The organism is Thiothrix winogradskyi (assembly GCF_021650935.1).
Taxonomy (GTDB): Bacteria; Pseudomonadota; Gammaproteobacteria; order Thiotrichales; family Thiotrichaceae; genus Thiothrix; species Thiothrix winogradskyi.
On the sequence record NZ_CP091244.1, the window covers coordinates 1,834,357 to 1,859,955 of the forward strand.

Below are 25,599 nucleotides of genomic sequence, written 5' to 3' on the forward strand. Positions count from 1 at the left end.
CCGGTAATCCGTAAAAAATAAAGGGGCAGAATATTCTGCCCCTTCTGTTTTTCTGTAGATGCCAAATCAGGCTTGTGAATTAAAATCCCCACAGCGCAAAAAAGCTAACAAATCCAATAGCCAAAATGCTGTAAAACTCAATAGCACGACCCCGGCCGATAGGTGTTAACGCTGAGCGCATCCCGGTTGGCGTTTCCACAAAGCGCGTATTGTCCAGATCGTCGAGTAACAAATGCAGCAAGTAACTGGCACTGGATGCTAAAAATGCCGGAAGTGCCGCTGCTGCCCCCACCGTCAGATAAGCAACCCACGCCACCCCCAGAGAGAGACAGACCGCTGCAATCGCAGAATGCGTATGCCCGCCCCGTTTCATAATCTGGCTCAACACTTCCCAAAAGCGTGACACCATGAACAAAGCGATAGGTATTGCCAGCAATAAGTCAGTCGGGCGGTAAACAAACTGAATGCCGGGTACGATGATGGCGGCTAAGCGACTCAGGTATTGCACCACTTTAAAACCGCTGGATTGCGTATCATCAATATCGGGTAGTAAACCGCCAACGTAACCGCTTAATGCGGTGATGCCGATAATTTCCCAGCCCAGTTGTGGCGCTATGATGGAAGCTACCGCAGCGACACCTATGCCTGTCGCCACTGCTGCTAAATGGTGTGTGCTGTTATCAGCCATGTTGTTGCCCCTGTTAATCGAATCATTGCTCTTTTGACTTGAGTTTCACCCCATCCCCATGAAATGAAACCGTCTATTTGCTTAGAAAGATCGGGCCGGAGAAGTTCCGGCCATCCTTAAATCCCCGTCATTATTAATAGGGTGCTGCTTGCGGGGAACAGGCGCACCTTCCTCTCCTAGCGATTGAATTCTGATGTGATGGCGTGAAGCCGCGTAAAAAGAGGGGGGACATCGGCTCCCCCCATTCGGGCTTTTGCGTCGGTTAGACAATGTATTTTTTATGATAAGTTTGGCTAATCCTATAACAGCTAAGCTGAATGGGAGATAAATGAGCAATAACAAAAGGGCTGCAAGGGTTTTTCAATAGCTGCTACAATCGCACTCATGTCAGGAAATACCTTTGGAAAACTATTTTCCGTGACCTCCTTCGGTGAGAGTCACGGCCCCGCAATCGGTTGCATCGTGGATGGCTGCCCGCCCGGACTCGCCCTCACCGAAGCCGATATTCAAATTGACCTTGATCGGCGCAAGCCGGGGCAAAGTCGTCACACCACCCAGCGGCGCGAAGCCGACGAGGTGCAAATCCTATCGGGCGTATTCGAGGGTAAAACCACGGGTACGACGATTGCGCTGCTCATCCACAACACGGATCAGCGCTCGAAGGATTACGGTGATATTATGGATCGCTTCCGCCCCGGTCATGCCGATTACACGTATTACAAAAAATACGGCTTCCGCGATTACCGTGGGGGCGGGCGTTCGTCTGCCCGCGAAACCGCGATGCGTGTCGCTGCCGGGTCGATTGCCAAAAAGTGGTTACTGGAACGTTACGGCGTGGTGATTCGCGGCTATTTGTCGCAACTTGGTCCCATCGTTGCAGAAGCCTTGGATTGGGATGAAATCGCCAATAACCCCTTCTTCTGCCCGGATGCCAGCAAAGTGCAGCCGATGGAAGATTACATGGATGCCTTGCGCAAAGAGGGTAATTCCGTGGGAGCGAAAATTACCACGGTAGCGTCTAATGTGCCGCCCGGCTGGGGAGAACCGATTTTCGACCGGCTGGATGCGGATATTGCCCATGCGATGATGTCGATCAATGCGGCGAAAGGCGTGGAAATCGGTGCAGGTTTCGCTTGCGTGGCGCAAAAAGGCACAGAGCACCGCGATGAAATTACCATACAAGGTTTCCTCAGCAACCATTCTGGGGGCGTATTGGGCGGCATTTCGTCGGGGCAGGAAATCGTGGTGCATACCGCGTTCAAGCCGACTTCCAGTATGCGTTTGCCGGGGCGTAGTGTGAATTTGGATGGCGAAGCGGTGGAAGTGATCACCAAAGGTCGCCATGACCCGTGTGTGGGGATTCGTGCGACGCCGATTTGCGAGGCAATGCTGGCGATTACGTTGATGGATCATGCGTTGCGGCATCGCGGGCAGAATGCGGATGTGACGACGGATTTGCCGGATATTCCCGCTTCAGCATGAAGAACCCCTCCCCCGGAGTAAAGCCGCCTTATGGGCGGCTTTCGGCTTTCTACTTCGCCTATTTTGCGGCACTCGGTGTATTTGTGCCGTATTGGACGGTGTATCTGAAAAACATTGCCGGATTTTCACCTGCGCAAATCGGTGAATTGATGGCGGTGTTTATGGCAACCAAGATTGTTGCACCGTTCATTTGGGGCTGGTTGGCGGATCATACCGGGGAGCGCTTGCGCATTATTCGTATGGCGAGTTTCCTGTCAGTCGTGTGTTTCACGGGGGTGTATTGGCAGCACAGTTTTGGCTGGATGGCAGTGGTCATGGCGAGTTTTGGGTTTTTCTGGAATGCGTCATTGCCGCAATTCGAGGCGTTGACCCTGAACCATTTGGGCAGTGATATTCAGCGCTATAGCCGGATTCGTTTGTGGGGGTCGGTGGGTTTCATTGTGATGGTGGCAAGTTTGCCGCCCGTGTTGGCAGGGGATAATGTCGCGCTGGTGGTGGATGCGTTATTGCTGTTGTTCGTGGGCATTTGGTTAGCGACTTGGTTGGTGCAGGATAAGCCACACGCGGCGCATACCTTGCCTACCAGTCGGTTGCGGGAAGTGTTGCGGCATCCGGCGGTGTGGGTATTGTTGCTGGCGTGTGCCTTGCAACAGGCGAGTCATGGCGCTTATTACACGTTTTTCAGCATTTATTTGGAAGATCACGGCTATTCGCGCCAGTTTACCGGGTGGATGTGGGCGTTGGGGGTGCTTGCCGAAGTTGGCTTGTTTGTGGTGATGCATCGGCTGATTGGGCGGTTTGGGGCAAGCCGCTTGTTTGTGCTGGCGTTGCTGCTGACAGCGTTGCGTTGGGTGGTGCTGGGAACTTGGGCGGATAATGTGGTGGTGCTGATGGTGTCGCAGTTGTTTCATGCGGCAACTTATGGTTTATTTCATGCGGCGGCAATTCACTTGGTGCATCATCAATTTCCGGGAAAATTACAGGGCAGGGGGCAAGCCTTGTATTCTGGGCTAAGCTATGGATTGGGTGGCGCAATGGGCAGTTTGCTCAGTGGTTATGCGTGGGAGTATTGGGGCGCAGCACCAACTTTTTACGCAGCAGCAGGCATTGCGGCACTCAGTTGGTTATTGGCATTGATTTATGTGCGGGAGGAAGCCCATGTCACTCACTGAATCGTTTGAACTGTTTGAGCCGTTTGAACCGCTTGATCCCTTTGAACCGTTACGTGCCAGTGAAATTCGCCGTCGGCTCAGCACCGGAGTGCTGTGGTCAATGGAGGAAATTCACGTTTTTCCTGAATTGGAATCCACTAATGCTTGGGCATTGCAGCACGGTGTTTGTGGGGATGTGTGTATCGCTGATCAACAAAGCGCTGGGCGCGGTCGTCGTGGGCGCGAATGGCAATCCCCCGCTGGGATGAATGTGTATTTGTCGGTGCGCTGGTGTTTCAAACCCGTGCCGGAACATTTGCCGCTGTTGAGTTTAGTTACCGGCTTGGCTGTCGCCGAGGCGCTCGAAGATTGTGCAATTCACGGGCACGGTCTGAAATGGCCGAACGATGTGTACTATGATGGCAAGAAGTTGGGTGGTATTTTGCTGGAAGCGGTCGGTTCGCTGAAAGATGTGGTGATCGGCATTGGTTTGAATGTGAATATGTTGCCTGAATCCGGTGCGGCTATCGACCAGCCGTGGACAAGCTTGCAGCAGATTCGTGGTGAGCCAGTGGAGCGCCATGCCTTGATGGTGGCGATATTGCAGCGCTTGATTCCACGTTTGAAAGCGTTTCCCCGCTTGGATATAACGCAATTCCAACAGGATTGGCAGCGCCGCGATTTATTGCAAGGACGCGAGGTGTTGGTGCAAAGTGGTACGGAGACCCTGCAAGGACTTGCGTCGGGTGTTGATAATCGCGGACAATTGAAAATCACTTTATATGATGGATCAATAAAAAATCTATCGTCGGCGGATGTTTCGGTGCGATTGGGAATGTAATGGTCATGGTGTTGCTGGTAGATGCAGGCAATTCACGCCTGAAATGGTCGGAGCTGGATGCGAGCGGAAACATTTCTGCGCAGCAAGCGCTGGCTTATGGCGAGCGTCCGGCGTTGGCAGCGTTTTTGGATTTGCTGGATGCCTATCCTACTGTGGGGCATATCACCTTGGTGCATGTGTTGACGCATTTGTTTGCGGACAGTGTGCAAGAAGCGTGTGCGCAACGCGGTATTCATCTGCACAGTGTGCGTTCTGTGGCGCGAGCGTATGGTATTCGCAATGGCTATCAGCAACCGACGGCATTGGGAGCAGACCGGTTTGTCGGTTTGGTGGCAGCACAGCACTTGGCGGCAGGTAAAGCCAGTATTGTGATTGATTGCGGTACGGCGATTACGGTGGATGCGCTGGAATGTGACGGGCAGCATTTGGGTGGTTTGATTTTGCCCGGTTTGCAGTTGTCGGCAGATGCGCTGATTGCACGGGCGCAAGGCAGGCTGTCGTTGTCGTTTGAACAGCCGACGATTGTGGCGGACAGTACTGGCAGGGCGATTGGCAGCGGCTGTCTGTTTGGGGTGATCGGGGCGATTGAAGGCATTTGTGCGCGGATGCAGCAAACGCTGTCTGCCCCCGTGGTGCGGATTTTGACGGGTGGTGATGCTGAATATTTGCGCTCATGGTTGCACGGGGATTATCTATTGCATCCCGATTTGCTGATGCAGGGCTTGGCTTATATTACGGAGCAGGAAGCATGTACCAGTTGTTGATTGTGCTGTTATTGATGAACGCATCCGTGTTCGCTTGGAATGTGGTGTTAGCGCCGGAGGTGCAGGAGTCCCGCCCGGCATTGGTTGAGCCGACGATCCCCGCGCTGGAATTGCGTCAAGATGTCGATGATGTCGTGTACAGCAGCGCTAACGCAGGCACGCAAAGCAGTTGTTACAGCATCGGCCCTTATAATAGCGAAAAAGCGGCGCAATTGGTGGCAGGTAAAGTGCGTGGTTTTGGTTTGGCCGTTTCGATACGTAAGCTGCACAGTATGCAGACCCTGAATTTTTTCGTGTATATCCCACCCGCGAGTGATTATGGGCAAGCGGAGCAAATGGCGCGGGATATTGCTAAAAACGATGTACGCGATGTGCAAATTATCACGCAAGGGCCGTATCAAAATGCTATTTCCCTCGGATCTTTCAATAATTTAAATAAGGCGAAACGCCACGCCGAATATATCCGTTATTTGGGGTATGACGCGCAATACACCGAACAGCAAGCCTCTCTCGATGTTTTCTGGGTGGATTATGACGAGCCATTCGGCACGAATGCCCCGGTGCAGGTATGGAGTGCCGCTGTCGATTTAACGTCTGAAGTACAACGAATTCCGCGAGCTTGCCGTTAACCTGTCATTCTGGTGGGTTTTGTCTGTGAAATTCGACCAAATATTACGATCATCCCCCCTCACTTGACAAACTTGTCCTATATAAATGCTTTGGATGATTCTGAGTCCTTGGTGTGAGTGGGGTGAGTGATGGTTAGAGTTGAAGTGCCGCAATATGCTACCTGGCAACGTTCCTTGTTTTGGTTGGGGTGGCTGTCATTATTAATACCGGGTTATTTCATTAGCTACGGGTTTACCTTGGTGGGTTCGCTGGTATTGAGCGGTTATACCGAAACCGTGGATTTGGTACTGGTGTTGATCATGGGGACGGCACTGCTTGAGCTATTGCTGATTGCGATTTACACCTTAACGCGCTTTTGGTTTCAGGAAACCTCTTTTCGGCGTTTGGCACTGTGGTTAGTGTTGGGTGCTGCGGGAATTCCGCTGGCAGCTTTGCTGGGGTGCGTCTATGCTTATGCGAAACTGGTGTTGTCGATGTAAGTGCAATGAGCGTGGGAGAAGATGTGATGCGATACGTGTTAGCGGTGGCAGTTGCGGTAATGTTTGCATTGCCGGTGCAAGCGAAAACAGCTCAGGATACGATTGACCTGACCACGGAAAGTTGTTTGAACACTAACGATTCCACTGCTGGGATGTTGGAATGTTTTAGCCGTGCTGAAAAGGAGTGGGATACGGAACTTAACCGCGTCTACAAAGCCTTGCAAAGTCAGCTCAAACCAACGGCACAAGATGCCCTCAAACAAGCACAACGTGCATGGATTGCACAGCGTGATAAGGAATTCGAGCTAATCAATGCGATCCACAAGCAAATGGACGGCACGATGTGGATTGCGGTGATGGCAGGCGAACGCGCTGATGTGGTCAAAACACGGGTGTTAGCTTTGCAAGATTATCTGGATTTGCTGACCGAAGGGGCGCAATAAGCGTCACAACCATTTGCGCCATTTGAATGCCGCGAGCATTCCGATGGCGAGTGCCAGCATAATTCCCCAGATGATGAAATAGCCATACTCCCACTCTAATTCTGGCATCACTCGGAAATTCATGCCGTAAACGCCGACGATGAAGGTCAGGGGGATGAAAATCGTCCCGACCACGGTGAGCACGCGCATAATGTCATTCATCCGATTGCTTAGGCTAGAAAGGTAAATATCCAACATGCCGTTGAGCATTTCGCGGTAGGTTTCGATTAAGTCGATGATTTGTACCGCGTGGTCGTAACAGTCGCTGAAATACGGGCGCATCGTGGCATTCACTAATTCTGCGTCGTGTTGAATCAAGCGGCTAATGACTTCGCGTTGCGGCCATAAGGCACGGCGTAATAGCAAAAGATCGCGCTTGAGTTGGTGCAGGGTGTGGAGTATGGCTTTATCAGGTTTTTCTAATACCCGATCTTCCAGCGCTTCAATTTGCTCCCCGATGTCTTCTAACAGTGGGAACGCGGAGTCGATCACCACGTCCACCAGTGTATACAGCAAATACTCTACGCCACGGGTACGCATACGTCCAAAACCTTGTCGCAGGCGTTGGCGTACTGGCTCAAAAGCTGCTCCGTCGCCACTGCAAAAACTCAGCAAATGCCCATTGCCAATGAACAAGCTGACTTGTTCCAGCACAATGTCGTCCTCAATCAGGTGGGGGAGGTTGAGGATCAGTACAGCGTGTTGCTCGTGAAAGTCGATTTTGGGGCGTTGCCCGCTATTGAGAATATCTTCCAGTGCCAAGGGGTGTAGCCCGAAAGTTTCCCCCAGTTCACGGATAGCAATCGGGTCATTCACACCGGTGACATCCAGCCAATCGACTAGGGTGTTTTGTTGTGCGTGTTGGCACTGCTGTGCTGTGGGGGAAGAGGTTTCGCTGAAGTTTTCACCGTCGTATTCAAACAGGCGGATATGGGTGGTGTCGCTGGTGCTGTGCCGGGTCAGCGTACCGGGCGGTGTGCCGGGTGGGTGATAGCGTTTGCCGAAGGTTTCCATGAGTCTCCTAGTTTATACGTAAATCACGAGACAATCTCGCTCAATAACAACATCAGCATCCGCTCATCAATCGGCGAAGCGCTAAAAGACACAATAGTGGCACTGAGTATGATTTTAGGGGTGTGTTTTCATACGCTGACTATGATTTTAGGGGTGTATTTTGCAAAGTGCATCCAAATCCCGCCAGCACATCAAACAATTCCGCATCAATTCCTTCCTGCCGGAGCTGGTGATAAGAATGCGTCAGCCCCTCCAGCATTTCGCCGATATTCTTTTCCGCCCGCTGCATGGTAGCAAGGCGGCTGGCGTTTTCGCTGGCAAGCGATTCGGCACAGGCGCGGAACAGCGACACAAACAGGTATTCGCGGATCAAGGCTGCCAGCGTCTGCAAGCTGGAACCCAGCGTTTCTGGCAGTTTGTTGGTCAGCCACGGTTGCGCCCGCAATTGCTGTTGCCAAGCTGCATCCAGCGGCAGCAGGCGCTGGTTGACTGGTTCATAATGCCCGGAAATTTCACCGGGGCGGTTGTGGTAGAGGCACAGGCCGCTGATCTTGCCGCGTTCCCGCGCTGTTTCCACCGCTACGACCAACTGCCCGACCAGTGTAGTCACCGCATTGAGCGAATTGGGTACATGCAACAAATCCACCAGCGGCAAAGTACTGTCTTCCAGCCGGTCACGCATCCGTTCACCCACTACCCACACCTGCTTGTCACCGGGCAGTGCGCTCAGCGAGTGGGTAACGTAATCTGCCAGCAGGTCGTTGAATTGCCCCACTAAGCCTTGATCTGTGCCGAATACGATTACTCCGGTAGCCACATTGGCGGAAGCTTGGGGTTCCGTTACTAGCAGCGGTACGTCCGCTTGGCGCAAACAAGCCATCAGCCCCAACTCGACTGTGCGGTTGTATTCCTCCAGCGCGTGAACGGCGCGTTCATACTGCCCGATGTTGGAAGCAGATAACGCCTTCATGGTGCGCACCACGGACTGGAGGTCGGCGGTGCTGTCGATGCGGTGGCGCAGTGCTTCAATACCGTCGCTCATGGCAGTGGCCTGAATCCGGCGGCAGCATACACTTGCTGTTCGGCAGCTTGCATCTGTTCCAGCGGTACATCATCGAATTTGCCTTCGCTTAGCGCTCGCAGCAGGTTGATTTGCGCGGCAACTGGCACAGGCGCGTGTTCGGCTTGTTGCAAACAGGCGCGGATGCGTTGCCCGTGTGCCAGAATCTTGCGGGTATTGTCGTCCAGCCGCGTGCCGAAGCGGGCGAAACCTTCCAGCTCCTCGAACTGCGCGTAAGCCAGCTTGAGGCTGCCCGCGACCTTGCGGTAATCCGCCAGTTGCGCCTTGCTGCCGACCCGTGACACCGAACGCCCCACATCCACCGCCGGTAATACCCCCAGCTCGAACAGTTTGGGTGACAGGTAAATCTGTCCGTCGGTAATCGAAATCAGGTTGGTAGGGATGTAGGCCGACATGTTCTGCGCCTCGGTTTCAATGATCGGCAAAGCAGTCAGCGAACCGCCGCCGAAGCTGGGGCGCAAGTGCGTGGCACGTTCCAGCAGGCGTGAATGGACGTAGAAAATATCACCGGGAAACGCTTCCCGTCCGGGCGGGCGGCGCAATAGCAAGGAAAGCTCACGGTAAGCCCGCGCATGGTTGGTGAGGTCGTCATACACAATCAGCACGTCGTGACCTTGGTGCATGAAATGTTCAGCAATGCTGGTAGCGGCATAGGGGGCAATATAGGTCAGCCCCGGCGGATCGTTGCCTTCGGTGACAACCACCGTGGTATAAGCCATTGCCCCGTGCTCACGCAGGCTGGCAACCACTTTCGCCACTGCTGAAGCCCGCTGCCCGATGGCGCAATAGATGCACACTACGTTCTGATCGTGCTGGTTGAGGATGGTGTCGACCGCAATGGTGGTCTTGCCGGTCTGGCGGTCGCCGAGGATCAGTTCGCGTTGCCCGCGTCCGATGGGAACCAGCGCGTCGATTACCTTGATGCCGGTCTGCAAGGGCACGCTAACCGGGTCACGATCCATGATCGGCGCTGCCGGGCGTTCGATCGGCAAGCGTTGGGCGCACACCAGCGACCCACGGTCATCCAGCGCCTCGCCCAGCGGGTTGATGACGCGCCCCAGTAAATCATTGCCTACCGGCACATCCATTACCCTGCCGGTACGTTCCACTTCGTCACCAGCTTGCAGATGCCAGTAATCGCCCAGCAGCACCACGCCAATGTCGGTTTCGCCGAGGTCAAAGGCAATGCCGTACAGCTCGCCGGGGAATTTCACCAGTTCTTCAAAGCCTACATTCGGTAAGCCAGTGACGTGAGCAATGCCGGTGGCAACGTTGCTGACATGCCCGACTTCACGTGCCTGCAAGGTGGGGGTAAAGGCTTCGCGTGCTGCGCGAATGCTTTGGAAGGCGGCGTCTAGCGTGGTTTGCAAGTTGGGGTCATACATGGGCAGGCTCCGGGGGCGAGACGGCAGCAGTGGTCGCCAGCGCAGAGCGGATTAGTTCGCCAATGCTGGCTTCCAGTGCTGCCAGGTATTCGGCAATGCTCCATTCCAGCTTGTGCCCGTTGCTGATCAGTTCAATACCGCTGAGCAGTTCCGGCTCCAGTTCAAAGCGGATGCTGGGCTGGATAGGTAATAGGCTACGTATTGTCTGGGTGAGGGCTTTCTGTTCATTGGGGGGCAGCAGGAAGGCGCTGCGGATCACGACCTGACAGGCTTTTTGCCCAGCGGGGGTACACATTTGCACTTTTTCTGCCATGCCCAAGGTTTGCAGGCGGTCGATGAAGACTGCCACCATGCGGGTTTCCAGCCCGGTATCAGCCAGATCCGCTAGGGTCTTGCGGGTAATGGCGAATACTTCCTGACGGGTACGGTTGGCAATGCCTTGGGTCAGGCTTTGCTGTTCCTTGTGCAGGGCTTCCTGCCATTGGTTGCGCAGGCTGGCGGTTTCATTGCGGGCAGCTTCCAGCAGTTGCAGGCGGGTGGTTTCTGCATCTGCGGTGGCTTGCGCCAGCAAACCGACCTGCTGTTGTGCGAGTTCGGCATTGCGGCGCTCAAACTCGTTGCGCTCCGCAGCGGCAGCGGCTTGTGCATCCTGTGCGGCTTGCATTTGCTGGGTAAGGCGCTGTTCGCGGGCATCAATCGCATCCAGCACCGGCTGGTACAGGAAGCGTTTCAGCAGCCACATCAGGATCAGGAAATTGACGACCTGAGCGGCGACGGTGAACCAGTCAATTAACATGGCTTAACCTCCACTGGCAGCAATGGCGTGGTTCCAGAATGGATTGGCAAATATCAGGATCATGGCAACCACGAAACAGTAAATCGCAATCGACTCAATCATTGCCAGCCCCACGAACAGGGTGCGGGTAATGGTGGCAGCGGCGTCCGGCTGTTGAGCCAAGGCGCTGAGTGCGTTGGCGACGGCACGACCTTCGCCCAGTGCCGGACCAATGCCGCCAATGGCAATGGTCAACCCGGCAGTGACAATGGAGGCAATCGCAATTAGGGTGATGATGTCCATGGGTTATTTCCTTGTAGGGTCAAACATAAGTCAGGCTCCTTCCCCGCGTGTCGCGGCAGCAATGTACACCGTGGCAAGGATGCTAAAGATATAGGCTTGCACTATCCCGGTCAGCAGGTGCAGCGCGTGCATTAATACCGGGAAAAAGAACGGGGTAATGGTCAGCAGAATGGCGATGATCATGCCGCCGCTCATGATGTTGCCGAACAGGCGGATCGCCAGTGCCAGCGTGCGGGAAATTTCGCTGACAATATTGAACGGCAGCATTACTGGCGTTGGGTGTAAATAGGACTTGAGGTAGCCTAATACACCAATTTCACGGATACCAAATAGTGGCACGGCAGCAAACACGCAAATCGCCAACGCGGTACTGGTAGACAAGGAGCCAGTAGGTGGCTCATAGCCGGGGATGATTGCCGCCAGATTCGCCACCACAATGAACAGGAACAGCGTACCGATGAACGGCAGGTAACGGCTTGACTGGGCAAGGCCAACTTCCTCAATCTGTGCCTTTATTCCCAGCACTACCACTTCCAGTACATGTTGCCAGCGCGGAATGTGGATAGCGCTGCTCAGCCTGCGGGTCAGCAGGAAACAACCGCCACCCAGCGCCACCATCAATAGCCAAGTGGTGATAATGGTCAGGTTGAGTTTCACCCAGCCGTATTCCCAGAACACCACATTGTCGGTACTAAGGTGCATGATTCACCTCCTGTGGCGAAGCCGCAAATCGGGTCAAAAGTATTCGTGCAAACACAAATCCTGCCACCATCGCCAGCAACCATTGCCAATTTTCAGCCCCAACCACATAAAACCCAGCCAGCGTAACGCCAGTGCGCAGCAGGAAACTTCCCATAAACCACAGCGCAGGGTTGGGGGCAGTACTGCCTTTGCGCACCGTCCACCACAGCCCGCCGAAGAAAAAGCCACCCAGCGCCATGCCAGCCAACAGCGGTAATGTCAGACTCTCAATCATGAGGTTGCTCCTTGTCATCTTGTTCGTCGTGCATGGCGCGAAATTCTTTCCTGACCCAGAAAATGACGTTGATACAGCCTAGAAATAGACCCGCTATCAACAGGTTCAGCGTCCAAGCGTAGCGACCGGGGCAGCATTCATCCAACCACCAGCCAATCACCAATCCCAGTAATACCGGCACGGCGATTGACCAGCCGACGATGCCCAGCAAGCCCAGCCCGCGCAGCACCCGTGGCTGACCTTGCCGTTGGGCTTTCAGCTTGCGCTTGGCCTTTGTGCCCAGTTTGCGCAGGAAATCGCTGTCATCGTCATCTGCTTTCATCTTGCTTGCCTCATGTCTGCTGGATACCGCTCAAACGGCGGATGAAACCGCTTTCCAGTTTCGCCAGCGCCGCCCGCAGTTCGCGTTCACGCTCATCCAGATTGAGGAATTCCTCTTTCACCGCTGCATACAGTTTCCCCAGATCAGCGTCGCCTTGAGCATTGCGCACTGACACCCGCACCTCCTGACCAGCCTTGACCAGAATGCCTTCATCCACCGCGATGAAAACCTCGCCGTCCGCTTCGGTGGTGTAAGCAAGGATGCCCGGTTCCAGTGCCGCCACGCAGTCCAGCCGTTGCGGCAGCAGGCCGTACAGACCTTCGCGTGTATCCACTACCATGCTTTGCACCCCGTGTTTGTCGGCAAACACCGTAAACGGCAGCAGGATTTGCAGGTGCATCAGCTCAGGCATGACTGGCCTCCTGGCGTTTGGCCTCGTCGATGGCACCGATCATGTAAAGCGCACTTTCCGGGTAATCCTTGAATTCATCGTTGAGGATGCGTTCGCAGCCATCCAGTGCATCGTCCAGACTGACGGTTTTGCCCGCCATGCCGCTGAATTGCCCGGTGGTGTAAAACGGCTGGGTGAGGAAACGTTCCAGACGCCGCGCCCGCAATACCACCTTGCGGTCTTCCTGCGACAATTGCTCCAGCCCCAGCATGGCGATAATGTCCTTGAGGTCTTCGTATTGCGTCAGGGTACGGCGCACCGCTTGTGCTAGATGGTAATGGCGTTCGCCAACAATGCCGGGGGTGAGCATTTTGGAAGATGATTGCAGCGGATCAACCGCCGGGAACAAGCCTTCGCTGGCACGCTTGCGCGACAATACAATCGACGCCGACAGGTGCGAGAACGTATGTACTGCCGCCGGGTCGGTGAAGTCATCCGCAGGCACATACACCGCCTGGATTGAGGTAATCGCTCCGGCGGCGGTGTTGGCAATGCGTTCTTCCAGTTGCGCCAGCTCCGTCCCCATCGTTGGCTGGTAGCCGAGGCGCGACGGCATTTGCCCCATCAGCCCGGAAATTTCCGACCCAGCCTGAATGAAGCGGAAAATATTGTCGATTAGCAGCAGCACGTCGCGTTTTTCGTCATCGCGGAAATATTCCGCCATCGTCAGTGCGGCATGACCGACGCGGAAACGGCTGCCGGGCAGTTCGTTCATTTGTCCAAACAGCATTACCATGCCGGGTAATACGCCAGCATCCTGCATCTCACGGTAGAGTTCCTCGCCTTCGCGGCAACGTTCGCCGATGCCACAGAACAGACTGACACCGTGGTGATGCCCGACCATATTGTGGATCATTTCGGTCAGCAATACGGTCTTGCCCACGCCTGCACCGCCGAACAAGCCCGCCTTGCCGCCGCGTTCCAGCGGAACCAGTACGTCGATGACCTTGATGCCGGTGATAAACACTTCGGAATGGGTGGAACGGCAGGAAAGTGAGGGTGGGGCGTGGTGTACCGAACGCCATTCGACGTTTTCGGGGGGCGGCAGCAGGTCAATGGGATTGCCGAACACGTCAAACATGCGTGACAGGATGCTGTTGCCAACGGGAGCCATCAACGGCGCGGCGGTATCTTCTACGGGCATTCCCCGCGCTAACCCAGCGGTTGGGGTAAGGGCAATAGCGCGTACCCGCTGGCTATCCAGTTGAGTGAGGACTTCGAGGACGATTTGCTGGTCTTTGCCAGTGCGCAGCAAGGTACGGATGTGAGGCAGACGTTGCGGGAAATGGGCATCAATGACACTACCCCGCACTGCCGTGATATTGCCGATATTGGTCGGTGGTGGCACGGCAGATGGATTGGTTTCTCGTAGATAACGCTCCATACATACACCCATAAATTGCTAGATACTTCTAGATGTTTATGACGGTACTCTATGCAGAGTGCCTTGTCCTTGATGAAAGTGGACAAAAGCACTGAACGTTGAAACCTTTACAATTATGTTTATTAATCCGTGGAAATCATGCGCTGGCAGCCGCTGTCATCTGTTGGAAGATTGCTTCACTGACAATAGTTCCCTCATCTTCAACCCGTTCCACAAAGAGGATGCCATCCAGATGGTCGCATTCGTGCTGGATGATGCGGGCAATAAAACCTTCGTAATCGGCTTCCACGCTATCACCCCGGCGGGTCAGGTAACGTACCCGTAAGCGTGCTGAACGTGCCAGGGGAGAGCGCAAGCCAGGTACACTCAAACAGCCTTCCCAGCCAGTGCAGGTCTCTGCCGATTGCCATAGGATTTGTGGGTTGACCATGACCACCGGCTCCATCAGCGGCGCATCCGGGTAACGTGGATTCGGGCGTGACGCAGCAATGATAATGCGTAACGGCGCAAACACTTGCGGGGCAGCAATCCCCACCCCGTTAGCTGCTTGCAAGGTTGCCAGCATGTCATCCAGCAAGCGTTGGATGGCGGGATCGCTTAGGTCGGTTACGGCGCGGGCGGGCTGATGCAAGATGGGTTCATCAGCGGCGGCAATCGGTAAAATACGGGTGGTTTCTGGCATCATCGGTTGCGTTGAGTGGTGAAGGGTGTTTAAGGCAAACCACAATATTTTAACACGAAAGTGATACACTGCATCACTTTAACCCTTGCCGAGAATTGATGGATGCTACCCGATAATGACAATAGTAATGTGGGGTTGTTGCCTAGCCCGATACCCCGTCAAGCGCCCTTGCGCTGGGAACACGTATTGCCGCTGTTAACCCGCTTGGTGGTATGGGGAATTATTCTCGGTTTGCTGACCTTGCTCAGTTCCTTTTTTGCCCTGATTTTTCTGACATTTGTGTTTGCTTACCTGCAATCGGGGATTGTGGATGTGTTAACGCGGCGAATGCGGTGGCTGCGTGTGCCGGTGGTGATCTTGGTAGGATCGTTGTTTCTGGGGGCGATCATCACGGTCAGTTTGTTTTTGGCTCCGAAGGTTTATCAGCAAGCCACCGGATTTGCCAAAGGCTTTTTCGTGTACATGGAAACCATTGATACGGAAGTGCTGAATCTGGCGGAACGTTACCCTTTGTTGCAAGAGGCTATCCCAGAATTACGCCGCCCGCCTGCATCCACGCCACAGAATCCGGGCATCCCTGAGTGGGCAGCATCGCCACCGCCAGTGCCGCCCGTACAAAATGGGGTTGTTATCGCTGGCAGTGTGGCAGAATCCCCCGCCGTACAACGCACCTTTAGCCAGTCGCCCACGGGTTTGTTGGTGGAATTATTGACCAGCAAAGAAAAGTCGGTCGATGGTCGCGAGGCAGTGAAAGTCGCGTTGGATCAGCTCACGAATCTCAGCCGTCAAGCCTTAGCAATCCTGACGACATTTTTATTGGCGCTATTGTTTGGGTTTTTAATTGTGTTGGATTTGCCGCATTTGGCAGCCAGTGTGCGCGATTTGGAAAACACCCGCTTGCGGTTCATTTATGTGGAGGTTGCCGACAATATTTACCAATTTGGCAAGGTGCTCGGTCACGCGATGCAGGCGCAGTTTTACATTGCGTGCGTGAATACGGTGTTGACGGCGATTGGTTTGCATGTGTTAGGTATGGGTGAGCACATGGCGTTCTTATCGGTGTTGGTGTTCCTGTTTAGTTTTGTGCCGGTGGCGGGCGTATTTATCAGTTCTATCCCTATCTGCTTGATTGCATTAAATATGGGCGGGTTGAATTTGATGTTGTTGAGCATTGCCTTGATTACTCTTATCCACTTGGTGGAGGGGTACGCGCTGAATCCGCTCATTTACGGGGCGCGGTTGCGAGTGAACCCGGTAATTGTGCTGATTATCCTCACCGTGGGGGGCAAGCTGTTCGGCATTTGGGGGTTAATATTGGGTTTGCCGGTGTGCATTTACTTGTTTGGTCATGCGATTCGTTACCGGAAACCGCCACTTTCCTAACTAAAGTCAAGGTTTGGCCTACTTGTTTGCCTGATGCCGGTTTGTGTTGACCCATGTCAAACTTGGTGCAGTGAAAGCCTGCACAATGCTGCTGGTGGCAACGAAATAATAAGTGGTTAATCATGTTGGTATTAGGTATTGGCAATAGTCTGTTGCAAGACGAGGGAATTGGTATCCACCTCCTGCGTTTTATGCAGAAACATTTTCCGGCATTCCCGGATGTGACGTATCTGGATGGCGGGACGCTGAGCTTTACCCTTGCCAGCGATATTGAGGAACATGATCACTTATTGGTGTTGGATGCGGTAGAGCTACACGCCAGGCCCGGTACGTTGTGTTGCTATGAAAATGAGGCGATGGATCATTTTCTCGGCACAGCCAAACGCAGTGCGCACGAAGTCGGTTTACTGGATTTGATGGACATTGCCCGTCTGACCGGGCATTTGCCGCCACACCGCGCTTTGGTCGGGATTCAATACCAAACGTTTGGGTGGGGTGAACAACCTACTTTCAAAGTCAAACACAATATCCCGTTGGCAGGTCGTCTGGCTGCTAATATCTTACAAAAGTGGGAGTTTGCAGCGCACCCACCCTGCATCTCCCATCACGCACCTAAGTTGGAGATAGTTTCATGAGTTTAAACGCTATTCCTGTTCACACTGAAACCGTTGCTACCGGCAATTTGCGCCCCGTCATGCACGAAATCCGCCAAGCTCTCAGCGACTTAATCGTACACGGCACGCACGGCATGATCGACTTGCACAGCTTGCCGTTCTCCCCACAGGAATACGCTGCTCTGGATGAGTTTCTGGGCGAAGGCGAAATCGACCTTACTCTCAATGTGCTGGGCAAAACCCGGTTGCGCGAAAGCGGTTACGCGGGTATCTGGCGCATTGAACACTTTGACGACAACGACAAACGTATCGGTTATTTCATCGAAATTGGTCATGTGCCGGAAATCTTGCGTTCCCAATGCGACGACATTAAGGAAGGCTTGGCGGCAATGACCACAATTCTGGCGATGGAGGAAGACAATAATGAGGATGCAAACACCTAGTCCTTATGAGCAAACCCTAGGCGAACACCTGCGCTCGCAGGGTATTTCGCGGCGGGGTTTCCTGAAATTCTGTGGCCTGCTGGCTTCCAGTATGGCTTTAGCTCCGGCGATGATTCCGAAAATCGCCGCTGCCCTTGAACAAGCAAAACGCCCTTCGGTGATCTGGTTATCCTTTCAGGAATGCACGGGTTGCACCGAATCCTTAACCCGTTCGCACAGCCCTAGCATTGAAGGGCTGATCTTTGACGCGATTTCCTTGGATTACCATCACACCTTGCAAGCCGCTTCGGGCGATGCTGCCGAACACGCGCGTGAAGAGGCGATGAAGGAACACTACGGTAAATACGTGCTGGTGGTGGATGGCTCGATTCCGCTGGATAACCCCGGTTACTCCACCATTGCGGGCATCAGCAATCTGGATATGTTGAAAGAAGCCGCCGCTGGTGCTGCTGCCATTATTGCGGTCGGCACGTGTTCTGCCTACGGTGGTTTGCCGAAGGCTGATCCGAATCCAACGGGGGCGGTGTCCGTATCCGACATTATTAAAGACAAACCGATTATCAACGTCCCCGGTTGCCCGCCGATTCCGGTGGTGATTACCGGCGTGATTGCCCATTTCCTAACCTTCGGGCTGCCCGAATTGGATAGCTTGGGGCGTCCGAAGGCTTTTTACGGGCAAAACATCCACGACCGTTGCTACCGCCGTCCGTTTTACGATCGCGGCCTGTTTGCGGAAACCTTTGATGACGAAGGCGCGAAAGCAGGCTGGTGTTTGTACAAACTCGGTTGCAAAGGGCCTGTAACCTACAACGCTTGCGCCACCACCAAATGGAACGATGGCACGAGCTTCCCGATTGAATCCGGGCATGGTTGCATCGGCTGTTCCGAACCCAACTTCTGGGATTTCGGTGGCTTTTACAAGGCATTGTCCATTCCTACGGGCGCATCGGGGCAGAACGTGGTGTATGCCGCTGCCGCCGGTATTGCTGCCGGGGTTGCCATCGGTGCGATGAACAAAAAATCCAAAACGGAGGCGGCAAGTTCACACCAAACCGTGACCGTTGAGGAATTGAATCAGGAGTCAGGATCATGAACGAAGTTGAGTTCCTGCAATGGGTCAAAGGCCCTGCTTTCAGTATTGCCCTGTTTATCTTTGTGGCGGGGTTAGTGCTGCGCCTGTTTGAAATCCTGTCGTTGGGTAGAAAAGTGAATTACGCCGTGCCGAAGGGCGACCCGATGCAAGGCGGATTACGTGAAATTTTCCGCCGTTCTGTGCCGGATAAGGCAACGTTTCAGCGCTCAATGCTTACCATTGTGGCGGGTTATGTGTTCCACATTGGTTTGTTTGTGGTGATCTTTTTGCTGGCAGCGCATGTGGAAGTGTTTAAAAGCGTACTTGGCTTCGGCTGGCCTAACTTGTCCACGCCCGTGGTGGATGCGTTTGCAGTTGTTACCATGATTGCGTTGGTGGTGGTGCTGATCCATCGCTTGCAACATCCGGTGAAACGCTTCCTCTCCAGTCCCGGTGATTACGTGGCGTGGGCGGTGACGTTTGTGCCGTTGCTGACGGGCTACATGGCTTACCACCATTTGTTGTTGTCGCCACAGATGATGCTGGGGCTGCATATTTTGAGCGTGGAAATTTTGCTGATCGTGTTCCCATTCACCAAGCTGATGCACACTTTCACGGTGTTCCTGTCACGCTGGTATAACGGGGCTTCGATGGGATTGCGGGGGGTGAAATCATGAGTACGTTAACACTCGAACGCGGCATCAATGCTTTCAAAGCGCAGATTGATGCGCCTATGGCCAGTTTCTTCAGCTCGTGCGTATCGTGCGGGATGTGTGCGGAAGCCTGCTTGTTCTACACCGAAAACCCTGAGCCACGCTTTACGCCGATCTACAAACTCGAACCGTTGCGGCGCGTGTGGGAACAGGAATACACCTTGATCGGCAAGCTCAAAGCCAAGCTGGGGTTGAGCAAACCTGTCACCGATGCGGAACTCGCCGAATGGCAGGAACTGGTTTACAACAACTGTTCCTTGTGCGGACGTTGCACCCTGATTTGCCCGGTCGGCAATGACATTACCTATATGATTCGCAAGATGCGCGAAGGCATGGTGGCTTCCGGTCACGCGCCGGAAGGCTTAATTGGTGCATCCACCCGTGCGGTACAAATCGGTAGCCCCATGGGGGTAAAACTCCCCGCCTTGCAAGCGCAAGTCCGCCATCTGGAAAAATCCAGCGGTCTGGAAGTGCCTTTCGACAAGGAAGGCGCGGAATACCTGCTAATGCTGTCCTCGATGGAAATCATGAACTACCCCGAATACTTGGGGGCGGTTGCCAAAATCCTCACCAATGCAGGCAAAACTTGGACTCTGAGCAGCGAATGCTTTGAAGCTACCAACTCCGGCATCCAAATCGGTTCGTCCGACATTGCGCGGGAACTGGTTAGCCGGGTTGTGGCGGCTGCCGAAAAGCTCAAAGTCAAAACGGTGATTAGCCCCGAATGCGGTCACGCTTACACCGCGTTGCGTTGGGATGGGCCTAATCTAATCGGTCGCCCTTACACCTTTGCTGCCAAACACATTGTTGAAGTGTTGGACGAACTACGGGCAGAAGGTTTGCTACAAACCGAAGGCTTCGAGGAATCCAAACTCACCTTCCACGACCCGTGCCAATTGGTACGTCGTGGTGGCGTGGTCGAACAGCCGCGCAATCTGCTGAATATGGTGGCGAAAAACTTCGTGGAAATGGCGGATCATGGCACGCTGAACTGGTGCTGCGGCGCAGGCGGTGGCGTGAGTGCCAACGAAGACGCTGAAGAAGTGAAAATGAAAGCCTTCCAGCGCAAGAAAAAGCAACTGGACGAATTGCATGTGGATACGCTGGTGACTGCGTGCGCCAACTGCCGCATCCAGTTGGAAGAAGGCATGGAAGTTAACCAAATGGACATCCCCGTGTTGGGCTTGACCGAAATGATTGCTGAACACTTGGTCGAACGTAAGGGAGGTGCAGCATGATCACCAACGACGCCGATTTCAAACAGGCACTTGATAAGCTGGATTTGCCGCAGCAACGCCGTGTCGGTGCAGCTTTTGTGCGCAACGTGTTGGCACTCAACCCCGCCGTAACCAAAGTGGTGGATGCTGCTGCCAACGAAGACACCACTGCCGATGAACTCGCCGTAGCCTTCAAGCAAGCCAAAGCCGCCGCGCTCGATAGCCATACCCGCTGCGGTTCGGACAGCGATTGGCAGGCACAGGCAGGTTATTTTGTTGCCCGTGCTGCCACTGCGTTAGTTGCCCCTGACAAGCAGGCCAAAGCACCCGCGTGGGAAGCCGCCGTCAATGCACGGATGGCACGTACTTGTGGGCACATTGATGCCTCCGACGAATCCATGCACGAGGAAAGCGAAGCACAGTATCGCCTCCTTGAGCAATTCCTGAACGACATTTGAGGATACTGAAATGACTGAACGTGTCGTTGTCGACCCTATCACCCGCATCGAAGGTCACTTACGCATCGAAGCGCAAATGAACGGTAACACCATCGAACAGGCGTATTCCGCCGGGACAATGGTACGCGGTATTGAAATCATCCTGCGTGGGCGTGACCCGCGTGACGCTTGGGCTTATGCGCAACGTATTTGCGGCGTGTGTACGCTGGTGCATGGCATTGCCTCGGTGCGCTCGGTGGAAGATGCGCTGAATTACAGCATTCCGCCCAATGCGCAACTGATCCGCAACCTGATGATTGCGGCGCAATACGTGCATGACCATGTGATGCACTTCTACCATTTGCACGCGCTCGATTGGGTGGACGTGGTATCCGCACTCAGTGCCGATCCCAAAGCCACTTCTGAGTTGGCGCAAAAGATTTCCCCGCACTGGCCGAACTCCACGCCGGGTTATTTCTCTGACCAACAAGCCAAACTGAAAAAGTTTGTTGAAGCGGGGCAGTTGGGTATTTTCGCCAAGGCGTATTGGGGGCATCCCGCCTACAAACTGCCACCTGAAGCCAATCTGATGGCAGTGTCACATTACCTCGAAGCCCTTGCATGGCAGCGCGATGTGGTGAAATTGCACACCATTTTCGGTGGTAAGAATCCGCATCCTAACTTCCTCGTCGGTGGCGTGCCTTGCCCGATTGACCTGAATTCCGATTCTGCCCTCAATATGAAACGCCTGTCGCAAGTGCAGGACATCATTAAGAAAATGCAGGTATTCGTCGATCAGGTCTACGTGCCGGATACGTTGGCGATTGCCAGTTTCTACAAGGATTGGTTCAAGCAGGGTGAAGGCTTGGGCAATTTCATGACCTATGGCGATTTCCCTGAAAAAGGCATGGATGACCCTGCGTCGTTCCTGATTCCTTCCGGCGTTATTCTCAACCGCGATTTGTCGAAAATCCATCCGGTGGATTTGAATGCGGAAGACCAGATTCAGGAATTCGTCGCGCACTCTTGGTACGACTACAGCGAGGGTAAGGACAAAGGTTTGCACCCTTACGCGGGCGAAACCGAGTTGAATTACACCGGCCCTAAACCGCCATACAAGCAACTGGAAGTCGATCAATCGTATTCGTGGATGAAATCACCGCGCTGGAAAGGACAGGCGGTCGAAGTGGGGCCATTGGCGCGGGTGTTGATGTTGTATGCCACTGGGCACGAACACACTAAATCGCTGGTCGATTACACCCTGAAGTATCTGGATGTGCCGGTGGACGCGCTGTATTCCACGATGGGGCGCACGGCTGCTCGCACGCTGGAAACCAAGATCATTGCTGACAAGATGCAGACTTGGTTCGACCATTTGATTGCCAATATCAAGGCGGGCGATACCAAAACCTTCAACGAAACCTTGTGGGAACCGTCGAGCTGGCCTTCCAAAGCGCAAGGTGTGGGTTACATGGAAGCCCCGCGTGGTGCGCTGGCTCATTGGATTGTGATCAAGGATCAGAAGATTGCCAACTATCAGGCTGTCGTGCCGAGTACCTGGAATGCGGGGCCGCGTGATGTGCAAAATCAAGCGGGGGCGTATGAAGCGTCATTGCAAGGTCATGTGTTGCATGATCCGAAGCAGCCGGTGGAGATTTTGCGCACTATTCACAGTTTTGACCCGTGCATTGCCTGCGCAGTGCATGTGACTGACCCGGATGGCGAAGAGTTGATTAAGGTGAATGTGCAGTAATAATACCGTTGGTCGGTGTTACTAGAACGCTCATAGATTAGAGTAGTAAGTGCACAAAAAAATAGTTGCATCGTCTGAAATGATTCTATAATATTCGCGTCTCCCAAGCCGGCGTAGCTCAGTTGGTAGAGCAACTGACTTGTAATCAGTAGGTCCCGCGTTCGATTCGTGGTGCCGGCACCAATAAGATAAAGGGTTGTAGCGATACAGCCCTTTTTTTTCGCCTGTCGTTTAGGAAAATGTGCTGGTGGTTTAGGAAAATGATTGTGTTGGTTTGTCCTGTTCCGACATCGAGCGAGATGCGATAGTGGTAAGGCATGGAAAAGCCCACGCGGGGTGGGCTTTTGATCAGGGGCTGTATTTGTCGGCTTAGGACGCGCTAGGCGGACATTTGGCTTCCTAGCATAACCTGAGTTCGGGATAAGCCATCCCTCAATTTAGATCACAACCAATGCTGATGTTTTTAAATCCAGTGCTGGTTTTTTATCTTGATAGGCATATGACACCAAGCCAGCAATGATGTTAATCATATAGTTAGTGAGTGAACGGTGGCGTGAATGCTCAATTTGTGAAATATTTTTCAACTGATCATTGATGGTTTCGATGATGCTCCGTTTACGCAACATCAGTGTATCGAACGTGTCACGCGCCACGGGTTTCATGTTTTTCTTCAGCGAGGTAATCCATTCAACCCCTTGCTCTGCCAACGATTCTGTCAATGCCTTGGAAATGTAGCCACGATCACCAAAGACTTTGCCGACCACTTTTTTCAGCAACGTGGAACGGGCTTACGGTCATCGGTATTACCCGAAGTAATGGCAAACGATAAAATATTGCCGCAGTCATCCACGACCAAATGAAGTTTGAACCCATAAAACCAGCCTGTTGACGATTTACCCCGCCTGCGTCTTTGCGAAAGGTGTGATGACGTGGAATACGCAAATTTTCACAGACTTTCAAGGGGGTAGAGTCTATGAAGGCAATACCTCGCCCCGTTTCACAGCGTTGCTGCATAAACAGGGTTAGTGGCAAAAGAACACGCGGCATTAACTCAATAAAACGTTGATAACTAGGGAGTTGCGGGAAATGACCCTTAAGAAATACTTTGACATGACGCTCATAATACCACTTGAAAGTACGATACCCCACTTGGTGGTAATGCACCAAAATCGTCATGATTTCACTATCGCCAAGACCACTGTGGCGACGACGATGCCCGCCTTTCGGGGTCAATAACGTTTTGTTCCATTCGGGATGAAAGTCCTGACAAAAATCGTCAATGGCACAGAATAACCGTGTTAGCATCTCAGTAGCAGCCTTTGGTGGGGTCAATGTTGTGTGTGGTTACTCACATTCTCCCATGAAAGGCTGCGCCTTACCTTATCCCGAACTCAGGTTAGCATAGTGTTAGCGGCTACGCGGAAAGCGGGTCGATTGCCCTCAAAATCATGCGGCTACACACGTCCTCATGAGGATCATAAATAACCCAGTCGTTTTGTTCCTGATCGTATGGATGCACCCGGTCTTTCAAGCTGATTTGGTGATTTTTTGGGTACTTTTTGTGAGGTTCGGCGGCTCGGTAGATGCTCTCCCTGTTCGCGCAGGTTTGGCAGGCATCAACAAATGTCCGGTTGCGGTAAAAATCCTCATTAGGATTAAATGATTTATTCATTTCTGGTCATCTCAAAAATAAGGAAATTGAAATAAGATGCTAACGCCAGCGACAAAAAAGGCGGTGGTCATCCAACCACCGCCCGTGCGGGTCGCCTCTCAACGCGGCGGGTTGGGGGGTGTTGTGCTGCCTGCGTCTGCTTGGATGGTTTCGTGCCATTCCCATGCTATGGCGGCGGCGTTGGCTAGTTCCCTTGCTTTGTTGGTGTAGTCTTTGTTGAGTCCGCCGAAATATTCCATTTCGCCGGACACTTCTGCCATTAGTCGTACCATGTTTTTGACGCGGTTGGCAAGGTCTTGCTTGTCTAGAATGATGTTGCTCATGTTGTGCCTCCGTTCCGGGCGTGTTGGTGGTGTTTGGTTTCGAGTTTGCTGATTAGCATGACGGTTGGTTTTAGGTCGTTGGGTGCTGTGTCGTAGTGGTTGCGGTTGAGTTGGGCTAGTTCAGCGCGGGACACTAGCGCCAAGTTGCTTAAGGTGATGTTGGCTTTGTCGCCGTCGAGGAATTTTAGGGTGTGGCTTTTGGGGATTTTGCCGTGGGCTTGTTCCCAGATTAGCCGGTGCGTGGTTCGCCATTGGTTGGGTTCGGCGACTTTTGTCCATTGGTAGCCTTCCCTGGTGCGGGTGCTGCCAACGGGGCGCGAGGTGTGCGGGGTGTTGCCCGTTTTGAAGCAGCCTTTGCCGTTGCTGAGTTGCAAGCCTTTCTTGCCTTTGTTCCATGTTTCCTGACCACGCTGAAAGCGCCCGTCATTCCCTGTTTGCCAGCCGTGGCGTTTGCAGAGGGATTGGAGTTGCGTCCTGGGGATGTTTGTGCCGAAGGTTTGGTTGTATTGGCGGGTGAGTTCGGCGCGTGGTAGGTGGCGGTTGTTGCTGACGAAGAGCAATTGCCGGGTGGTGTAGGTTTTCTCTAAGTGTGCTGGAATCCCAAGCTCGTCCCTGAGCTTTTTGTCCAGCCACTGGTTGTGGCTGGCTGTCATTTATTTGGATTCCAACATTTCGGGCAGGTTTGTAACGGGGGTTGCGGAATGTTCTTGCTTGAACTTTTCCGCATCCAGGGCGAGTTGACCGATTTGCACGAGCTGTTTGGCAACGCCGGTGATGGCGCGGCTGCGCTCGATCTCGCTGGCGAGTGCGTCCCCTTTCAGGTCTTCATCCCCTAGCCGTTCCAGTTGGGCAAAGAGGTGGTTGTTTAGGTCGACGAGTTTGTTTTTCATGCTGTTACCTCGCTTGCCATTTTTTCGGCTAGGGCTTTGACGTTTACTTGGATGTCGCAGTAGAGCTTTTCGATGTAGAGCGCTTCGTCTGCGGTGAGGTCGATCATGCTGTAGCCGGTTTCGCTGGTGAAGGTGCGCAGTTGGTCGGCGGATTCGGCAATTTGTTGTAGAAGTTGTTGCTTGGTGATCATG

32 protein-coding genes, 1 tRNA gene and 1 pseudogene are annotated in these 25,599 nt (G+C 53.5%); 16 read left to right on the forward strand and 18 right to left on the reverse strand.

Annotation, left to right across the window (positions count from 1 at the left end; translation table 11 throughout):
- Positions 1 to 79: 79 nt before the first annotated feature.
- Positions 80 to 688, reverse strand: a complete 609-nt coding sequence (locus L2Y54_RS09245) for a metal-dependent hydrolase (RefSeq protein ID WP_236501558.1) — start codon at positions 686 to 688, stop codon at positions 80 to 82.
- 384 nt (positions 689 to 1,072) lie between these two features.
- On the opposite strand from L2Y54_RS09245, the gene aroC reads away from it, so the two are divergent.
- The 7 genes from aroC (at position 1,073) to L2Y54_RS09280 (ending at position 6,478) form a co-directional block, all read left to right on the forward strand.
- Positions 1,073 to 2,170, forward strand: a complete 1,098-nt coding sequence (aroC, locus tag L2Y54_RS09250) for a chorismate synthase (RefSeq protein WP_236501559.1) — start codon at positions 1,073 to 1,075, stop codon at positions 2,168 to 2,170.
- The gene (locus L2Y54_RS09255) at positions 2,167 to 3,342 is read left to right on the forward strand and encodes an MFS transporter (RefSeq protein WP_236501561.1); all 1,176 of its coding nucleotides are present in this window, start codon (positions 2,167 to 2,169) and stop codon (positions 3,340 to 3,342) included. The genes aroC and L2Y54_RS09255 overlap by 4 nt, the downstream gene beginning before the upstream one ends.
- Entirely contained in the window at positions 3,329 to 4,162 is an 834-nt protein-coding gene (locus L2Y54_RS09260; RefSeq protein ID WP_236501562.1) for a biotin--[acetyl-CoA-carboxylase] ligase, read from the forward strand. The genes L2Y54_RS09255 and L2Y54_RS09260 overlap by 14 nt, the downstream gene beginning before the upstream one ends.
- Before the next feature lie 5 nt (positions 4,163 to 4,167).
- The gene (locus tag L2Y54_RS09265; protein WP_236501563.1) at positions 4,168 to 4,926 is read left to right on the forward strand and encodes a type III pantothenate kinase; all 759 of its coding nucleotides are present in this window, start codon (positions 4,168 to 4,170) and stop codon (positions 4,924 to 4,926) included.
- Complete coding sequence (locus L2Y54_RS09270) at positions 4,911 to 5,555, forward strand: SPOR domain-containing protein (protein WP_236501564.1); 645 nt, start codon at positions 4,911 to 4,913, stop codon at positions 5,553 to 5,555. Before L2Y54_RS09265 ends, L2Y54_RS09270 begins: the two co-directional genes overlap by 16 nt.
- 129 nt (positions 5,556 to 5,684) lie before the next feature.
- Complete coding sequence (locus tag L2Y54_RS09275) at positions 5,685 to 6,035, forward strand: hypothetical protein (protein ID WP_236501565.1); 351 nt, start codon at positions 5,685 to 5,687, stop codon at positions 6,033 to 6,035.
- A gap of 26 nt (positions 6,036 to 6,061) precedes the next feature.
- Positions 6,062 to 6,478 carry a lysozyme inhibitor LprI family protein gene (locus L2Y54_RS09280; protein WP_236501566.1) on the forward strand — a complete coding sequence of 139 codons (417 nt, stop codon included), beginning with the start codon at positions 6,062 to 6,064 and terminating at the stop codon, positions 6,476 to 6,478.
- Between the two features lie 3 nt (positions 6,479 to 6,481).
- On the opposite strand, the gene corA is transcribed toward L2Y54_RS09280, so the two are convergent.
- The 11 genes from corA to def form a co-directional block, all read right to left on the reverse strand.
- Entirely contained in the window at positions 6,482 to 7,531 is a 1,050-nt protein-coding gene (corA, locus tag L2Y54_RS09285) for a magnesium/cobalt transporter CorA (protein WP_236501567.1), read from the reverse strand.
- Between the two features lie 139 nt (positions 7,532 to 7,670).
- Complete coding sequence (locus tag L2Y54_RS09290; protein ID WP_236501568.1) at positions 7,671 to 8,573, reverse strand: F0F1 ATP synthase subunit gamma; 903 nt, start codon at positions 8,571 to 8,573, stop codon at positions 7,671 to 7,673.
- Positions 8,570 to 9,997, reverse strand: a complete 1,428-nt coding sequence (locus L2Y54_RS09295) for an alternate F1F0 ATPase, F1 subunit alpha (protein ID WP_236501569.1) — start codon at positions 9,995 to 9,997, stop codon at positions 8,570 to 8,572. Before L2Y54_RS09295 ends, L2Y54_RS09290 begins: the two co-directional genes overlap by 4 nt.
- Positions 9,990 to 10,793: a F0F1 ATP synthase subunit B family protein gene (locus L2Y54_RS09300; protein WP_236501571.1), complete on the reverse strand. Its 804-nt coding sequence runs from the start codon at positions 10,791 to 10,793 to the stop codon at positions 9,990 to 9,992. Before L2Y54_RS09300 ends, L2Y54_RS09295 begins: the two co-directional genes overlap by 8 nt.
- Positions 10,794 to 10,796: 3 nt before the next feature.
- Positions 10,797 to 11,075: a F0F1 ATP synthase subunit C gene (locus tag L2Y54_RS09305; protein WP_236501573.1), complete on the reverse strand. Its 279-nt coding sequence runs from the start codon at positions 11,073 to 11,075 to the stop codon at positions 10,797 to 10,799.
- A 30-nt stretch (positions 11,076 to 11,105) separates the two neighbouring features.
- On the reverse strand, positions 11,106 to 11,777 hold the full coding sequence (locus L2Y54_RS09310) for a F0F1 ATP synthase subunit A (protein WP_236501574.1): 672 nt from the start codon (positions 11,775 to 11,777) through the stop codon (positions 11,106 to 11,108).
- Positions 11,767 to 12,051 (reverse strand): ATP synthase subunit I, encoded by a 285-nt coding sequence (locus L2Y54_RS09315; RefSeq protein WP_236501575.1) that lies wholly within the window; start codon positions 12,049 to 12,051, stop codon positions 11,767 to 11,769. The genes L2Y54_RS09310 and L2Y54_RS09315 overlap by 11 nt, the downstream gene beginning before the upstream one ends.
- Entirely contained in the window at positions 12,044 to 12,373 is a 330-nt protein-coding gene (locus tag L2Y54_RS09320; protein WP_236501576.1) for an AtpZ/AtpI family protein, read from the reverse strand. The genes L2Y54_RS09315 and L2Y54_RS09320 overlap by 8 nt, the downstream gene beginning before the upstream one ends.
- A 10-nt stretch (positions 12,374 to 12,383) precedes the next feature.
- A complete protein-coding gene (locus L2Y54_RS09325) occupies positions 12,384 to 12,785 on the reverse strand; it encodes a F0F1 ATP synthase subunit epsilon (RefSeq protein WP_236501577.1) in 402 nt (133 codons plus the stop codon).
- On the reverse strand, positions 12,778 to 14,208 hold the full coding sequence (atpD, locus tag L2Y54_RS09330; RefSeq protein WP_236501579.1) for a F0F1 ATP synthase subunit beta: 1,431 nt from the start codon (positions 14,206 to 14,208) through the stop codon (positions 12,778 to 12,780). Before atpD ends, L2Y54_RS09325 begins: the two co-directional genes overlap by 8 nt.
- A 136-nt stretch (positions 14,209 to 14,344) precedes the next feature.
- Positions 14,345 to 14,893 (reverse strand): peptide deformylase, encoded by a 549-nt coding sequence (gene def / locus L2Y54_RS09335; RefSeq protein ID WP_236501580.1) that lies wholly within the window; start codon positions 14,891 to 14,893, stop codon positions 14,345 to 14,347.
- A gap of 99 nt (positions 14,894 to 14,992) precedes the next feature.
- On the opposite strand from def, the gene L2Y54_RS09340 reads away from it, so the two are divergent.
- From L2Y54_RS09340 to L2Y54_RS09380, 9 genes are all read left to right on the forward strand, one after another.
- A complete protein-coding gene (locus tag L2Y54_RS09340; RefSeq protein WP_236501581.1) occupies positions 14,993 to 16,273 on the forward strand; it encodes an AI-2E family transporter in 1,281 nt (426 codons plus the stop codon).
- 122 nt (positions 16,274 to 16,395) lie between these two features.
- The gene (locus L2Y54_RS09345) at positions 16,396 to 16,908 is read left to right on the forward strand and encodes a HyaD/HybD family hydrogenase maturation endopeptidase (RefSeq protein WP_236501582.1); all 513 of its coding nucleotides are present in this window, start codon (positions 16,396 to 16,398) and stop codon (positions 16,906 to 16,908) included.
- Positions 16,905 to 17,330 (forward strand): hydrogenase expression/formation C-terminal domain-containing protein, encoded by a 426-nt coding sequence (locus L2Y54_RS09350; protein WP_236501583.1) that lies wholly within the window; start codon positions 16,905 to 16,907, stop codon positions 17,328 to 17,330. Before L2Y54_RS09345 ends, L2Y54_RS09350 begins: the two co-directional genes overlap by 4 nt.
- Positions 17,311 to 18,423 carry a hydrogenase small subunit gene (locus tag L2Y54_RS09355; protein ID WP_236501584.1) on the forward strand — a complete coding sequence of 371 codons (1,113 nt, stop codon included), beginning with the start codon at positions 17,311 to 17,313 and terminating at the stop codon, positions 18,421 to 18,423. Before L2Y54_RS09350 ends, L2Y54_RS09355 begins: the two co-directional genes overlap by 20 nt.
- A complete protein-coding gene (locus L2Y54_RS09360) occupies positions 18,420 to 19,079 on the forward strand; it encodes a hypothetical protein (RefSeq protein WP_236501585.1) in 660 nt (219 codons plus the stop codon). The genes L2Y54_RS09355 and L2Y54_RS09360 overlap by 4 nt, the downstream gene beginning before the upstream one ends.
- Positions 19,076 to 20,353, forward strand: coding sequence for a (Fe-S)-binding protein (locus L2Y54_RS09365; RefSeq protein WP_236501586.1), 1,278 nt, complete (start codon positions 19,076 to 19,078; stop codon positions 20,351 to 20,353). The genes L2Y54_RS09360 and L2Y54_RS09365 overlap by 4 nt, the downstream gene beginning before the upstream one ends.
- A complete protein-coding gene (locus L2Y54_RS09370; RefSeq protein WP_236501587.1) occupies positions 20,350 to 20,790 on the forward strand; it encodes a hypothetical protein in 441 nt (146 codons plus the stop codon). The genes L2Y54_RS09365 and L2Y54_RS09370 overlap by 4 nt, the downstream gene beginning before the upstream one ends.
- Positions 20,791 to 20,800: 10 nt before the next feature.
- Positions 20,801 to 22,522: a nickel-dependent hydrogenase large subunit gene (locus tag L2Y54_RS09375; protein ID WP_236501589.1), complete on the forward strand. Its 1,722-nt coding sequence runs from the start codon at positions 20,801 to 20,803 to the stop codon at positions 22,520 to 22,522.
- 107 nt (positions 22,523 to 22,629) lie between these two features.
- A tRNA-Thr gene (locus tag L2Y54_RS09380) sits at positions 22,630 to 22,705 on the forward strand.
- A gap of 254 nt (positions 22,706 to 22,959) precedes the next feature.
- Here the strand turns inward: L2Y54_RS09380 and L2Y54_RS21865 are convergent.
- The 6 genes and pseudogenes from L2Y54_RS21865 to L2Y54_RS09410 all read right to left on the reverse strand — a co-directional run bounded on the left by L2Y54_RS21865 (position 22,960) and on the right by L2Y54_RS09410 (position 25,598).
- A pseudogene (locus L2Y54_RS21865) lies at positions 22,960 to 23,827 on the reverse strand (IS982 family transposase).
- Positions 23,828 to 23,936: 109 nt separating this feature from the next.
- Positions 23,937 to 24,194 (reverse strand): hypothetical protein, encoded by a 258-nt coding sequence (locus tag L2Y54_RS09390; RefSeq protein WP_236501591.1) that lies wholly within the window; start codon positions 24,192 to 24,194, stop codon positions 23,937 to 23,939.
- Between the two features lie 98 nt (positions 24,195 to 24,292).
- A complete protein-coding gene (locus L2Y54_RS09395; protein ID WP_236501593.1) occupies positions 24,293 to 24,517 on the reverse strand; it encodes a hypothetical protein in 225 nt (74 codons plus the stop codon).
- Positions 24,514 to 25,170 (reverse strand): HNH endonuclease signature motif containing protein, encoded by a 657-nt coding sequence (locus L2Y54_RS09400; protein ID WP_236501594.1) that lies wholly within the window; start codon positions 25,168 to 25,170, stop codon positions 24,514 to 24,516. Before L2Y54_RS09400 ends, L2Y54_RS09395 begins: the two co-directional genes overlap by 4 nt.
- Positions 25,171 to 25,407, reverse strand: coding sequence for a hypothetical protein (locus tag L2Y54_RS09405; protein WP_236501595.1), 237 nt, complete (start codon positions 25,405 to 25,407; stop codon positions 25,171 to 25,173).
- On the reverse strand, positions 25,404 to 25,598 hold the full coding sequence (locus L2Y54_RS09410; protein WP_236501596.1) for a hypothetical protein: 195 nt from the start codon (positions 25,596 to 25,598) through the stop codon (positions 25,404 to 25,406). The genes L2Y54_RS09405 and L2Y54_RS09410 overlap by 4 nt, the downstream gene beginning before the upstream one ends.
- Position 25,599 lies beyond the last annotated feature (1 nt).